Source organism: Klebsiella sp. BIGb0132 (genome assembly GCF_024810075.1).
Lineage (GTDB): Bacteria > Pseudomonadota > Gammaproteobacteria > Enterobacterales > Enterobacteriaceae > Klebsiella > Klebsiella terrigena.
In genome coordinates, this window is the sequence record NZ_JANUDW010000006.1 from 196,609 (window position 1) to 210,841 (window position 14,233).

At 59.2% G+C, this 14,233-nt stretch carries 12 protein-coding genes; 4 read left to right on the forward strand and 8 right to left on the reverse strand.

Going from position 1 to position 14,233, the window contains the following annotated elements; translation table 11 throughout:
- Positions 1-5 precede the first annotated feature (5 nt).
- Positions 6-1,199, reverse strand: a complete 1,194-nt coding sequence (gene lplT, locus M2416_RS17550; RefSeq protein WP_076945948.1) for a lysophospholipid transporter LplT — start codon at positions 1,197-1,199, stop codon at positions 6-8.
- Entirely contained in the window at positions 1,192-3,351 is a 2,160-nt protein-coding gene (gene aas, locus M2416_RS17555; protein WP_132512957.1) for a bifunctional acyl-ACP--phospholipid O-acyltransferase/long-chain-fatty-acid--ACP ligase, read from the reverse strand. Before aas ends, lplT begins: the two co-directional genes overlap by 8 nt.
- Positions 3,352-4,121: 770 nt before the next feature.
- Between aas and galR the strand changes: the two genes are divergently transcribed.
- Positions 4,122-5,138, forward strand: a complete 1,017-nt coding sequence (gene galR / locus M2416_RS17565; protein ID WP_041147042.1) for an HTH-type transcriptional regulator GalR — start codon at positions 4,122-4,124, stop codon at positions 5,136-5,138.
- Here galR and M2416_RS17570 read toward each other — a convergent pair.
- The 4 genes from M2416_RS17570 to M2416_RS17585 form a co-directional block, all read right to left on the reverse strand.
- Entirely contained in the window at positions 5,099-5,578 is a 480-nt protein-coding gene (locus tag M2416_RS17570) for a GNAT family N-acetyltransferase (protein ID WP_076945946.1), read from the reverse strand. The two genes, galR and M2416_RS17570, sit on opposite strands and share 40 nt — an antisense overlap.
- Positions 5,575-6,348 carry a GntR family transcriptional regulator gene (locus M2416_RS17575; protein WP_041147044.1) on the reverse strand — a complete coding sequence of 258 codons (774 nt, stop codon included), beginning with the start codon at positions 6,346-6,348 and terminating at the stop codon, positions 5,575-5,577. The genes M2416_RS17570 and M2416_RS17575 overlap by 4 nt, the downstream gene beginning before the upstream one ends.
- A 67-nt stretch (positions 6,349-6,415) precedes the next feature.
- Positions 6,416-7,843: a glycoside hydrolase family 1 protein gene (locus M2416_RS17580; RefSeq protein WP_259226203.1), complete on the reverse strand. Its 1,428-nt coding sequence runs from the start codon at positions 7,841-7,843 to the stop codon at positions 6,416-6,418.
- 7 nt (positions 7,844-7,850) lie between these two features.
- On the reverse strand, positions 7,851-9,188 hold the full coding sequence (locus tag M2416_RS17585; RefSeq protein WP_041147045.1) for a PTS sugar transporter subunit IIC: 1,338 nt from the start codon (positions 9,186-9,188) through the stop codon (positions 7,851-7,853).
- A 312-nt stretch (positions 9,189-9,500) separates the two neighbouring features.
- Here M2416_RS17585 and M2416_RS17590 point away from each other — a divergent pair, with 312 nt between their 5' ends.
- A complete protein-coding gene (locus tag M2416_RS17590) occupies positions 9,501-10,499 on the forward strand; it encodes a LacI family DNA-binding transcriptional regulator (RefSeq protein ID WP_166646214.1) in 999 nt (332 codons plus the stop codon).
- A gap of 1 nt (position 10,500) precedes the next feature.
- Here M2416_RS17590 and lysA read toward each other — a convergent pair whose 3' ends face one another.
- Positions 10,501-11,763, reverse strand: a complete 1,263-nt coding sequence (gene lysA, locus M2416_RS17595; RefSeq protein WP_133600460.1) for a diaminopimelate decarboxylase — start codon at positions 11,761-11,763, stop codon at positions 10,501-10,503.
- Between the two features lie 135 nt (positions 11,764-11,898).
- On the opposite strand from lysA, the gene M2416_RS17600 reads away from it, so the two are divergent.
- On the forward strand, positions 11,899-12,825 hold the full coding sequence (locus tag M2416_RS17600; protein WP_041147048.1) for a LysR family transcriptional regulator: 927 nt from the start codon (positions 11,899-11,901) through the stop codon (positions 12,823-12,825).
- Here the strand turns inward: M2416_RS17600 and M2416_RS17605 are convergent.
- Positions 12,812-13,504, reverse strand: a complete 693-nt coding sequence (locus tag M2416_RS17605) for an aspartate/glutamate racemase (protein WP_259226204.1) — start codon at positions 13,502-13,504, stop codon at positions 12,812-12,814. The genes M2416_RS17600 and M2416_RS17605 overlap by 14 nt on opposite strands.
- Positions 13,505-13,642: 138 nt before the next feature.
- On the opposite strand from M2416_RS17605, the gene M2416_RS17610 reads away from it, so the two are divergent.
- Entirely contained in the window at positions 13,643-13,969 is a 327-nt protein-coding gene (locus M2416_RS17610) for a cupin domain-containing protein (protein ID WP_259226205.1), read from the forward strand.
- The last annotated feature ends 264 nt before the right edge of the window (positions 13,970-14,233 follow it).

Below are 14,233 nucleotides of genomic sequence, written 5' to 3' on the forward strand. Positions count from 1 at the left end.
ACTCGCTAGCGCCGCCGTCCCCAAAGCCACAGGGCGGCGATGGCCAGCGCGAATATCGCGCCAAAGACAACCCCGATGCCAACCACCGGTATGCCCGCCTTGACCGCCATCGAGTAGAACCCCAGCATCAACAGCATGGCGACGTTTTCGCCGAGATTTTGCACCGCTATCGCGTTGCCCGCGCCAACGGTATGCTTTCCTCGCTCCTGCAGCAGGGCGTTAAGCGGCACGATAAAGAAGCCGCCAAACACGCCGAGCAGCAGCAGCAGACCAAACGCCGGCAGAAGCGCATGCTGAAGGGTAAAGAAGATCACCGCGACGCCAATCAGAATCCCGGCAGGCATGCAGCGGGAGACCGTTTGCAGCGTCACCAGCTTCGCCGCCGCGCCCGCGCCCAGCACGATCCCCACCGCCACCATCGCATTCAGATAGGTTGGCATCGCGTTGTTAGAAATCCCCAGCGCCACCGGTACCCACAGCACCAGCAGGAAGCGCAGCGTTACGCCGGCGCCCCAGAACAGGCTGGTTCCCACCAGCGAAAATCGCGTCTCCCCGTTGCGCCACAGCGTTTTACAGGCGCTGAAGAAGCTGTGGGTCATCGGCGTAAAGCGCCATGATTGTCCGGGACGGGCCGCCGGTAGTTTGGGGATCCACAGGTTCGCCACCACCGCGCCGCCGTAGACCAGTGCGCAGAGGGCCAGCGCCGCCAGCACGTGCCAGTCCGCGAGGATGCCGCCCGCCATCGAGCCCAGCAGGATCGCGGCGATGGTCGAGGATTCCATCAGGCCGTTGGCCTTCACCAGCTTATCGCCGGTGGTCAGCTCGCCGAGAATGCCGTACTTCGCCGGGGAGTAGGCGGCCGCGCCGATCCCGACCAGGGTGTAGCCGAGAAACGGATTCACGCCAAAGCAGATACAGCCGGCGCCAACCAGCTTCATGCCGTTGGCGACCATCATCACCCGTCCCTTGGCGAAGCTGTCGGCAAACTGCCCGACAAATGGCGCAAAGAGAATGTAAGCGCCCACAAACAGCATCTGCATCACCGGCTGGCTCCACTCCGGGTAGAACTGCTGCTTCATCAGCGCGAGGGTTGCAAACAGCAGCGCGTTATCGCCAAATGCCGACAAAAACTGGGCGCAGATAACCGCCATCATCCCCTTCGAGTACAGCGAATTGTTAGTGTGTACTGACTCACTCATCAGAATGTTCCGTCTCTTCAACCATACTTTTAAGGGTGACAAAGTCCGGCTTGCCGCTGCCGAGAACCGGCAGCTGCTTCAGCCAGCGAATGTCGCGCGGAACCGCCAGCTCCGGCACCCCGTGCTCACGGGCGTAGCGCAGCAGCTTTTCGCGATTCAGTTCATTATCGGTGGTGAAAAGCACTAAGGCCTCGCCTTTGCTGGCATCCTGCCTGATGGCCGTCCCGTGCATCCGCTCGGGGGAGACCGCCAGCGCCATCTGCTCCACCATCTCCAGCGACACCATCTCACCGGCAATTTTAGCAAAGCGCTTCGCGCGCCCCTGAATACGCACGTATCCCTGCTCGTCAAAGGTGACGATATCCCCGGTGTCGTACCAGCCGCTCTCCATTTCGCCATGCTGGTTTTCCGCCCCAGGCGCTTCCAGCACGCCCGGGTTTTCCACCCGCAGATAACCGTTCATAATGTTCGGCCCTTTCAGCTGCAGACGACCGCCCTCTTCAATGCCCGGCATCGCCAGCAGGCGCGCGTCCATTCCCGGCAGGATCCGCCCAACGGTGCCCACCTTCGCCGCCATCGGGACGTTAATCGACACCACCGGCGCGCACTCAGTTACGCCATAGCCTTCGAGGATGCGCAGGCCAAATTTGTCCTGCCACAGCTGTTTAGTACTGTCCTGAAGTTTTTCCGCTCCGGCTACCACGTAGCGTAGACGATAAAAATCATAGGGGTTGGCAAAGCGGGCATAGTTCCCGAGGAACGTTGAGGTGCCGAACAGCACCGTGCAGTTGCGGTCATACACCAGCTCCGGCACCACGCGGTAGTGCAGCGGGCTCGGGTAGAGGAACACTTCCGCTCCGGTAAACAGCGGCGTGAACAGGCCGACCGTCAGGCCAAAGGAGTGGAACAGCGGCAGCGCCGACATAAAGCGGTCGTTGGCGGTAAAATCGGCGATGGTTTTAATCTGCTCGACGTTGGCAAGGATGCTCTTGTGGCTATGCACCACGCCCTTCGGATGGCCTTCCGAACCGGAGGTGAAGAGCACGATCGCCGCATCTTCCGGCTGCTGCCTGACCTGCGCCAGCTTCGGCATCAGCAGATGGCTGAAGATCCACAGCTTATCGGCGGCGGTGACGTCACCTTTTAAATCCTCAAGAAATACCCAGCGCACCTGGGTCAGCTGCTCCGGGAGGTGCCAGAGCTTGCCCTTATCGAGGAAGGTGCGGGAGGTGAACACGGTTTTGATTTCAGCGGCGGTAATCGCGCTGCTCAGGCCTTTTACCCCGGCGGTATAGTTCATCATCGCCGGAATACGCCCGCGCGCAATCGCGCCAAAAATCACCGCCGCGCTGATCCCGGCGTTCGGCAGCATCAGGCCGATTTTTTCGCCCTGCGCGCTGTATTTTTCCAGAATTCGCGCGACAAACAGCGTTTTGGTCAGCAGCTTGCGGTAGGTATCCGGCTGGAAGTTAATATCTTCCACGCAGTTTTTCCGCGCGCCGAAACGGTCCTGCGCCGCCAGCAGAGACTCATAAAGCGTTTCCCGCGGGCGCACCGCCATCCGCGCTTCCATCATTATCTGATGCAGCATTTCGCCGGCAATTTTGCGACGATCGCGGGCCCGCGGCGCTTCCGGCATCGGCAGATGCGTCGGCGGCAGCAGGTGGAGGCGGATGCGCGGGAACGGGCGGCGTCTGACCAGCCCTTTCAGGCGACTGAACGGCGTCAGCTCGGCGCCTTCGATACGCAGCGGAACAATGGTGGCCTGCGACTTCGCGGCAACGAACGCGGCCCCATCGTAGATTTTCATCAGCGATCCGCTCACCGAGATACGCCCTTCCGGGAAGATAACCACCGGCCGCCCCTGCTCAATCAGGCGCACGAGATGCTTAATCGACATCGGTTTGGTCGGATCGAGGGGAACAAAGTCGATAATCGGCGACAGCGCGCGCATAAACCAGCGCTGGCTGATGGAGGAGTACACCGCAAAGACCGGGCGAACGGGAAGAAACAGCGCCAGCAGGACCCCGTCAAGGAAGGAGACGTGGTTCGGGGTAATGAGGACCTTTTTGCCATGCAGAGCCTGCGTGTCACCGGTCAACCTGACCCGGTACATTCCTTTGAACAGCAGCCTGAAAAATGCCAAAAGCATAACAACTCCATCTGACCGGTTATTAAGTCATTGAAGGTTACACGAGAAGGCGTTTGAAAGCAGTGTGGGGGAGAATTTTCACAATAAAAAAAACCTGCGCATCTGCGCAGGCCGGTGCAAGATAATCAGTACGAAATGCGTACTTAAAAAACTCACCTATCAATACCTCTGGGACCCTGATTGTGCGGTTTTTTGGCCCCGCGACGCCAGCGTTAAAACGCAAGGGAATGAGCCTAAGTGCAACCAGTTATTACCATTTTCGCTAACTGTAACAGCGGCGGATAGCGGCGCGAAAACTGCCGATTCTTGATGACGGGCTGGCCGCAGAGAACATCAGCGGGGCGTACGGAACAGCCGTGAAGGGAACATTCCCCGGAACAGATCGAATGAAAAACGCCCCGCTGACGACCGCCTGCCGGTGCCGGTTTGCCGCGGGCAAAAAAAAACCTGCGCATCTGCGCAGGCTGGTGTAATTAAAGTGGTCAACGTGAAGTCGACTCCACCTATCAATACCTCTGGGATAACAAGAATATCAATGCAGTGAACGGGGAAACCAGCGAACATTCGCAACAGCTAATCGCAAAGTGTAACCAAAGGTGTGAATTTACCCGCTGCCGTTTCATTCACCGCGACGGCTGTGTGTAACTTTGTCATCAGCAAGGCAAACCTGCATCACATTTGCGTTAACCCGTTAGCCCTTATCCTTGAATCTGCCGAGCTTTCCCGTAACATAACCTCAATGTAAACGCTTACCCTATAAAAGGTCAGGTATGGCGACAATTAAGGATGTAGCCCGACTCGCTGGAGTGTCCGTCGCTACCGTATCCCGCGTTATCAACAACTCCCCGAAAGCCAGTGAAGCGTCCCGCCAGTCCGTCAGCACGGCGATGGAAGCGCTGAACTACCACCCGAACGCCAACGCCCGCGCGCTGGCGCAGCAGTCAACGGAAACCGTCGGTCTGGTGGTGGGCGACGTATCCGACCCCTTTTTCGGCGCCATGGTCAAAGCCGTCGAGCAGGTCGCCTACAATACCGGCAACTTTTTGCTGATTGGCAACGGCTACCACAGCATCCAAAAAGAGCGCCAGGCGATTGAACAGCTCATTCGCCACCGCTGCGCGGCGCTGGTGGTACACGCAAAAATGATCCCCGATGACGAGCTCGCCGGGCTGATGAAGCAAATTCCCGGCATGGTGCTTATCAACCGTATACTGTCCGGCTTCGAGCAGCGCTGCGTGGCGCTGGACGACCGCTACGGCGCCTGGCTGGCGACCCGCCATCTGATCCAGCAGGGCCATACCCGTATCGGCTATCTGTGCTCCAACCACGCGATTTCGGATGCCGAAGATCGTCTGCAGGGCTATTACGACGCGCTCAAAGAGAGCGGCATAGCCATCAACGATCGGCTGGTGACCTTTGCCGAGCCGGATGAAAGCGGCGGCGAGCAGGCGATGACCGAACTGCTGGGACGCGGCAGGAATTTTACCGCCGTTGCCAGCTACAACGACTCGATGGCCGCCGGCGCGATGGGGGTGCTGAACGATAACGGCATCGACGTGCCGCGTGAGATTTCGCTGATTGGCTTTGATGACGTGCTGATATCCCGCTACGTTCGCCCGCGGCTGACCACGGTGCGCTACCCGATTGTGACCATGGCAACCCAGGCGGCAGAACTGGCGCTAGCGCTGGCGGACAGGCTCCCGCCGCCGGAAATCACCCACCTGTTCAGCCCGACGCTGGTTCGCCGTCACTCGGTGATCGCCCCGTCGGACAACGACAGGTCGTAGCGGTAGAGGTGCACGGCGGTGGCCGGATAATCGAGGCCCTCGCCGATATAGCGCCAGCCAAAGCGCTCATAAAAATCCCGGCAGGCGGAGTAGAGATGCAGCTGCGGATAGCCGCTCAGGCGGGCATAATCGATAACGTGCCGCTGTAGTTTTCCCGCCAGCCCCTGCCCGCGCGCCGCTTCGGCAACGTACAGCGCCGCCATCCACGGAAACAGGTCCTGACGGCTGATCAGATCGCAGCGCCAGAGCCCCACCGTTCCCAGCAGAAGCTCGCCCTCAACGGCAATAAAGGTCAGCGGCAGCGCGCCCGGCGTCTGGCTGTGGGCGACGATGCTGGCAAAGAACGCCTGCGGCAGCGTCTCGCCGCCAAAGGCCTGCCACAGCCACTCCGTGACCTGCGGCGCGTGCTGCGGCGCGGCGTACAGAGGCAGGATGGTCATACCGGCTTTCCCTGAAAAATCGGCACCGACTCAAACAGGTAGCCGTCGAAGTCCGGGGCGTCTTCGTCCGACAGCTCCAGCAGGCTGTTTTTAACATTTTCCAGGTGCTGCCACATCGCCTGCCAGGCGCCCATTACGTCGCGACGGCGCAGCGCGGCAAGAATCGCCTGCCGCTCGCCGAGCCACTTCAGGCGATAGGCGCGGCTGGCAATATGCGCGTTAAACTGCTGCCAGAGCGGGCTGCTGTCCATCTGCAGCCAGATACGCTCCACCGTTGCCAGCAGCATCTGGTTTTGCGTCGCCCCGGCCAGCACCAGGTGAAACATCCGCGCGTTATCCTGAGAGGCGTCGTTGCCGGCAATCGCCCGCTGCTCCTGCTCGATAATACGCTTAAGGTTGTCGATATCGGCGCGCGTCGCCATTTTTGCCGCAAAGGCGGCAATGTTGCTCTCCAGCAGCTGACGGGCCTGCAGGATCTCAAACGGACCAACGTCGCTGCTCAGCATCTGCTCTTCCTCGCTATCATCCTCGTGGGGAATGCGCATCACGTAAACTCCCGAGCCCTGGCGAATATCGACCGTGCCCTGCAGCTCCAGCATCAGCAGGGCTTCGCGGACAATGGTGCGGCTGACGCCGTAGGTTTCGGCGATATTGCGTTCCGGCGGCAGCCGCGACCCGATGGGGTAACGCCCCTGCGCAATCTGGGCGCGTAAATCATCGCCAATTTCCTGGTAGGGTTTCTTTTCCGGCGGAATGATAGCCTTCTCCACAATATCACCTGTGCCTTGTCTGCGAGTGAATCCATATCGGCGCTATCTTAGCAAAATTTACGCCGGGCTAGCGCAACTCATCGTCGATATCCAGCGTCAGCTCGCGGCTTTCGCGCAGCGTGCGAAACCAGCCGGCGGAAGCCTTCGGTCGCCGCGCCCGGCCGTTCTGCAGATCGATTTCAATCAGCCCATAGCGATTTTTAAAGGCGTTCATCGGCGACACGTTGTCGGTAAACGCCCACAGCATGTAGCCGTGACAGTTGGCGCCCGCCTCCCGCGCGAGCAGCGTCTGCCAGAGATGCTCGCTGATAAAGCGAATGCGGTACTCGTCGACAATGGTGCCTTCGTCGTTGCGAAACTGGCCTTCGTTTTCAACGCCCATGCCGCTTTCGGCGATAAACCACGGAATATTGCGGTAATCATTTTTAATTCGCATCGCCATATCAAAGACAATACGCGGATAAATTTCCCAGCCGCGGGAGGCGTTCATTCGCCGCCCGGGCAGCTCGAAGGGCTCGTAATACCAGGCCGGATGGAACGGCGTCTGCGGGTGCCAGGCGCGCGACGGCGCCTTCACCCGGTGCGGGTAGTAGAGGTTTATGCCCAGCTCATCCACGGTGTTGTCGCGGATAATCGCCAGCTCTTCGGCGCTGTAGTCCCAGGCGACGTCGTGCTGCGCCAGCAGCGCAAACAGCGCGGGCGGATACTCGCCGTGGACCAGCGGGTCGAGGAAGATACGGTTATAAAACAGATCGTAAACCTCGGCGGCGCGCACGTCGTGAGCGGCCGTTGAGCGCGGATAGGTCACCTCAGGATTGAGAATGCAGCCCACCGTCCCGCGATAGCCCTTATCGCGAAACAGCCTGACCACCTTCGCCGTCGCCAGCACCTTGTGGTGGTTCCACTGCATCCACGTGCCGGTATTCTGCTCGTAGGGCCAGCGCAGCGCGTCAAGGTAAACCCGGGTTTGCACGACGATCGGTTCATTGAAGGTAAACCAGCGCGTGACCTTGTGATGATAGCGGGCGAACACCTTCTCCGCGTAGCGGACGAACAGCTCAACGACATTTTTGGCCGCCCAGCCGCCGTACTGCTCCAGCAGGTAGCCGGGCAGCTCGTAGTGTTCAAGGCAGATCATCGGCTCGATGCCGTTCGCCAGCAGCTCGTCGAACAGCCGGTCGTAGTAGGCCGCGTACTCCTCATCAACCGTGACGTTTTCATAGTCGGTCAGAAAGCGCGACCAGTTGATTGAGGTGCGGTAGTGGGTGAGCCCCGCCAGCTTCATCAGCTGGACGTCCTCGCGAAAGCGGTTGATAAAATCGGTGGCCACCGCCGGGCCGTAGCCGTTATGCCAGACGTGGCGATCGCGTTTGTACCAGAGATCGGGCCAGGAGTCCTGACCCTCTTTCTTGCCGCTCCAGCCCTCGGTTTGCCAGGCGGAAGCCGCCGCGCCAAGGATAAAATCGTCGGGGATCGCAATCCTTTTTGTACTCATCATATCCTCAGGCGTTATCGGTTATTTGCGCGTTTTCCGCCTGCCGCTGCGCGGTTTCCAGGCGGCGGGAGGCAATCTTCACAAACGGCAGGTAAATCAGTACCGCGGTAATGATACAAACCAGCTGGGTCACCACCGCCCCCATCGAACCAGCAGTAGAGAGCCAGGCGTTAATCAGCGGCGGCGTGGTCCAGGGCACCATCACCACCGCTTTTCCGGCAAATCCGGCCGCCGTGGCGAAGTAGCCGATGCTGCCGGTCACCAGCGGCGTGATGATAAAGGGGATCGCGAGGATCGGATTGAGCATGATCGGCATACCGAAAATGACCGGTTCGTTAATATTGAACAGCCCCGGGCCGATCGACAGCTTGGCGATCTCTTTCATCTCTTTGCGCTTGCTGGCGATCATGACCGCAATCAGCAGGCCGATGGTCAGCCCCGAGCCGCCGATGCTCATATAGACGTCCCAGAACGGCATGGTGATGATGTTCGGCACCTCTTTTCCCTGCTCAAAGGCGCTCATGTTGACGGTAATCGCCCCCAGCAGCAGCGGTTCGCGGATCGGTTTGATCATCTGATTGCCGTGAATACCGATAACCCAGAACAGCTGGGCGACGAACATCAGCAGCAGGATCCCCGGCAGGCTTTGCACCACGCGCTCCAGCGGCTGCTGCACCACCAGGTAGACCGCGTCATACAGATACATGCCGGTCAGCTGATGGAAAATAAAGCCAAAGGTGGCGATGGCGGTGGTGGTAAAAATCGCCGGGATCAACGCCGAAAACGACGCCGCCACGTTCGGCGGCACGGTATCCGGCATCCTGATCTTCAGCCCCTTGCGCGTCTCCAGCCAGCAGTAAATCTCGACCGACAGAATGGCGATAAACATGCCGAGGAACAGGCTGCGGGTGTCCGAGAACTGGCGCAGCAGCACGTCTTTGACCACCTGCATCTGGCCATCGACCATCATCTCAACGGTGGTTGGGGTGACGCAGATAAAGCAAATGACCGCCAGCAGGCCGGGGAACAGGCTCTTGATGCCGTTAATGCGCCCCAGCTCGATGCCGATCAGAAAAACGGCGCCAATATTGAGGAAGTTGAGGGTCGCATAGTTTATCGCGCTGGTAATCGGCTTGAGCGCGGCGAGAAACGACAGCGACTGAAAGCTGGCCAGTCCGTTCTTCGGATCCAGCACCATATTTGAGATCAGCACCGAAAAGGCGCCAACGATGATCACCGGCATCAGGGTAATAAAGGCGGATTTTATCGCCATGATGTAGCGGTAGCTGTTGAATTTCGTGGCGAAACTCCCCAGTGAGTCGATCAGTTTTTCCTGCAATGCCATAGAGGATACCTCAGGTTTAAGGGCTTTTTGCGCGCCAGGTGTACAGCCGAACACCTTTTGGCATACCAAAAAATAGTCACTGGCGGCAAAAAGTTCTGTGATTGAGATCTCAACGCCAGATTTGGCATTCCAAATTTTTATACCATCGCCATATTGGCATACCGCATTAGCGACATCGTTTTTACCGCGGGCAGTTCCTGCAAAAAGCGTGATCCCGATAGTTCTTTGCACGGCGTAGAGGTCATATCCCCCTGAATGTCTGTGATAAACTGCAAAACACCACGTGATATCAGGAATCGATGAATGGCTACAATGCTGGATGTCTCAATTCGCGCAGGCGTCTCTAAAGCGACGGTTTCCCGCGTGTTGAACGGCACAGGTCAGGTAAAAGAGAGTACCCGTCAGCAGGTATTCAAGGCGATGGAGGAGCTGGGGTATCGGCCGAACTTTCTCGCCCGTTCGCTGGCCAACCGCACGAGTAACAGCATCGGGCTGGTGGTTTCCACCTTCGACGGCTTCTACTTTGGCCGTCTGCTGCAGCAGGCTTCGCGCCAGACCGAAGCCTGGGGAAAGCAGCTGATTGTCACCGACGGCCACGATGCGCCGGAGCGCGAAGAAGAAGCGGTGCAGATGCTTGCCGATCGCCAGTGCGACGCCATCATCCTCTATACCCGCCATATGAGCGAAAAGAAGATCATGTCGCTTATCGACTCCATCGAGATGCCGCTGGTGGTGATTAACCGCGACGTCAGCCTCGCGCGCGAGCGCTGCGTGTTCTTCGAGCAGGAGGATGCCGCCTTCCAGGCGGTGAACTATCTGATTGCCCAGGGCCATCGCGAGATCGCCTGCCTGACGGTCCCCATGCACACGCCAACGGGCAAGGCCCGCCTGCAGGGCTACCGTAAGGCGCTGAAAAAAAATGGCATTGCGTGGGATGAGGGGAGAGTAAAATACGGCGACTCAACGATGACCCGCGGCTACGAGCTGTGCCGGGAGCTGCTGGAAGAAAAAACGCCGTTCAGCGCGCTTTTTTCCTGTAACGACGATATGGCGCTCGGCGCCTCAAAAGCGCTGCATCAGGCGGGACTGCGGATCCCGCAGGACGTTTCGCTCTTTGGTTTTGATGACGCCCCCAGCGCGAAGTGGCTGGAGCCGGGCCTGTCGACGGTCTATCTGCCTATCGACAATATGATCACCACCGCCATCGATCAGGCGATCAAGCTTGCCAACCATCAGCCGATCGAAACGATCCCGCCGTTTACCGGCACGCTGGTGCTGCGCGAGTCGGTCACGACGGGTCCCTGGTTTTAGATCAGATTTGCTCTAAGACCAGCAGCTCCTGAATGGTCTGGCGGCGGCGAATCAGCCGCGCGCTGCCGTTATCGAACAGCACTTCCGGCAGCAGCGGGCGGCTGTTGTAGTTCGAGGACATCGACGCGCCGTAGGCGCCGGTATCGTGCAGTACCAGGTAATCGCCCGGCGCCACGTCAGGCAGCAGGCGCGTTTCCACCTTCCCCCCTTCCTGCTGGGTAAAGACGTCCCCGGATTCGCACAGCGGTCCGGCGACCACGGTTTCAATCATCGGCGCCGCGCTAAGATCGCGACCGTCCGCCGCCAGGGCGCTGATGTGGTGGTAGCTGCCGTACATCGACGGACGCATCAGATCGTTAAAGCCGGCGTCAATCAGCACGAAGTGACGGCTGCCCATCTCCTTCACGCTGCGCACCTGGGAGACCAGCACGCCGGATTCCGCCACCAGGAAACGACCCGGCTCGATCTCCAGCTTCACCGGATGGCCAAGATGCTTCGCCACCTGCTCGCGGGCGGCGTTCCACAGGCCGTAATAGTGATCGGTATCGATCGCCTCTTCGCCTTCGCGATAGGGGATCGACAGGCCGCCGCCGGCGGAGATCGCCTGCAGATCCTGACCAAACTCGATCACCTGACGCACCATTGCGCCGCACACCTGCTCGAGGTGAGCATAATCCACCCCTGAGCCAATGTGCATGTGAATCCCCACCAGCTGCAGCTGATAGCGACGCATCACCTCCAGCGCCGCCGGCAGGTGGCTATACCAGATACCGTGCTTGCTGTTTTCGCCGCCGGTGTTGGTTTTCTGGCTGTGGCCGTGACCGAAACCCGGATTGACCCGCAGCCACACGCGATGGCCCGGCGAGACTTCGCCCAGCTGGCTCAGCATATCCACCGACCCGGCGTTGACCGGGATCTGCAGCTCCTTCACCCGCTCCAGGGTCGCGTCGTCGATCAGATCGGCGGTAAAGACGATATCTTCCGGATGCTGCTGCGGATCGTAGCCCGCCGCCAGCGCGCGCTCAATCTCGCCAAGCGATACGGAATCGACCTTCACGCCCTGCTCGCGCATCAGGCGCAGGATATGAATGTTTGAGCAGGCCTTCTGCGCAAAGCGCACCACGTCAAACTTACCGAGCTGGGCAATCTGGCGGCGAATAATCTGCGCGTCGTAGACCCATACCGGGCAGCCAAACTCGGCGGGCAGGCGCAGCAGGTTATCTGCGGTCAGGTCGGTATCGGTGGCGTAAAGCGAGCGTGGCATGGTGAACTCCGGCGTTGTTGGCGTTGTGCGTGTTTTTTTATGATTACGCCATAGCCTGAAGGGAATAAAAAATATCGTTTTGTCGTGAGTCTATGCAAAAATGATATGGATACCCCATATCATCCGAGAGCCGCCATGCCCGCCGTCAATTTGCGCCATATCGAAATCTTCCACGCGGTGATGACCACCGGTAACCTGACCGAGGCCGCCCGCATGCTGCATACCTCGCAGCCGACGGTCAGCCGGGAGCTGGCGCGCTTTGAAAAGGTGCTGGGGTTAAAGCTTTTTGAGCGCGCTCGCGGCCGCCTGCAGCCCACGGTACAGGGGCTGCGGCTGTTTGAAGAGGTGCAGCGGTCGTGGTACGGGCTGGACAGGATCGTCAGCGCGGCGGAAAGCCTGCGCGAGTTTCGCCAGGGCGAGCTATCGGTGGTGTGCCTGCCGGTATTCTCCCAGTCGTTTTTACCGCTGCTGCTGCAGCCGTTTCTGGCGCGCTACCCGGAGGTCAGCCTGCAGATTGTCCCCCAGGAGTCGCCCCTGCTGGAGGAGTGGCTCTCCGCCCAGCGCCACGATCTTGGCCTGACCGAAACCCTGCATACGCCCGCCGGCACCGAGCGCACGCCGCTGCTGACGCTGAATGAGGTCTGCGTCCTGCCGCAGAACCATCCGCTCGCCGCGAAGCAGGTTTTGACCCCCGCCGATTTCCACGCTGAAAACTACATCAGCCTGTCGCGGACCGACAGCTATCGCCAGCTGCTTGACGCCCTGTTCCTTGAACATCAGGTCAAGCGGCGAATGGTGGTCGAAACGCACAGCGCCGCCTCGATTTGCGCGATGGTGCGCGCGGGCGTCGGTATCTCGGTGGTTAATCCGCTCACCGCCCTCGACTATGCCGAAAGCGGCGTCGCGGTGCGCCGCTTCAGCATCGATGTGCCCTTTACCGTCAGCATGATCCGCCCGCTGCACCGCCCCGGTTCGGCGCTGGTCGACGCCTTTATTCACCACTTGCAGCACAGCCTGGCGCAGATCCAGCGCCCGCTCGATACGGTGCTTAAGAAAGCATAAACTCCACCGCGTCCGCGGCGTGAATGGCCGCGGTATCAAATACCGGCAGCGGGCTGCTTTCTACGGGCACCAGCAGGCCAATCTCGGTGCAGCCGAAGATAACGCCTTCCGCGCCCTGCGCCGCCAGCGCCTCGATAACCTGCAGGTAGTAGTCGCGGGAAGCCTCGCTAAAGGTGCCGAGACAGAGCTCATCAAAGATAATCTGGTTGATCCGCTGGCGATCGTCGGCGGGCGGCACCAGGGTCTCGATCGCAAACTGCTGCTGCAGGCGGCCGCGATAGAACGTTTGCTCCATGGTATAGCGCGTGCCCAGCAGGGCGACGTTACGCATGCCCTTTTTCTCAATCGCCCGCCCGGTCGCATCGGCAATATGCAGAAACGGCACGCCGCAGCGCGCTTCAATGGCATCCGCCACTTTGTGCATGGTGTTAGTACAGAGCACGATACCTTCGGCGCCCGCCTGCTGCAGCCCCACCGCCGCCTGGGCCAGCATATCGCCGGCACGCTCCCATTCTCCGGCAGCCTGACAGGCTTCAATCTCATGAAAATCAACGCTATGCAGCAGCAGGCTGGCGGAGTGCAGCCCGCCAAGACGCGCCTTGATCCCTTCATTGATCAGGCGGTAATAGGGAATGGTCGATTCCCAGCTCATTCCCCCCAACAGGCCAATCGTTTTCATCATTCGCTCCTTTTATGGTTTCCCCCAGTGAAGCAAACTTGTGATCAACTTTCCACTTCTCCCGTCGATCGTTTCTTTTTAGAAAATTGTGATATAAATTAAATGAAACATTGTTTCACTTAACTACAGGACCCGCGGATGTTTATTTTTCATAAAGAGACCACCCTCGACGATCTGGGCAACGGCGTGACCCGACGCATTCTGGCGCACGGCGGCAAAATGATGGCGGTTGAGGTTAACTTTGACGCCGGCGCCATTGGTCCGATGCATAACCACCCCCACGAGCAGCTGACCTACGTGCTTTCAGGCGAGTTCGAATTCACCATCGGTGATGAGAAACGCGTGGTCAGCGCCGGCGACACGCTCTACAAGCAGCCGCATATTATGCACGGCTGCGTGTGTCTGAACGCGGGAACCCTGCTGGATACCTTTACGCCCGTTCGTGAGGATTTTCTGCAAAACTAATCTTCCCCGGGCGCGATGGCGAAAGAGCAGGCATGCACCCCTCTTCCGCCACCGCGTCCCCTTACGCCCATCATTATTTGTTAAAAAATATGTACACAGATAATCATTAGCCGGGCAATAAAATACCGCACGTCTGTGCCAGGTCCCCTTTCCGACATCTCTCCCCAGCCCTTACCAGCCTTACAAAACGCCCGCCTTCTCATTTTTTGAAACATCGTTTCGACTTCGATCACATTTCCGCTATGAATCGAATGACTCCGTAAT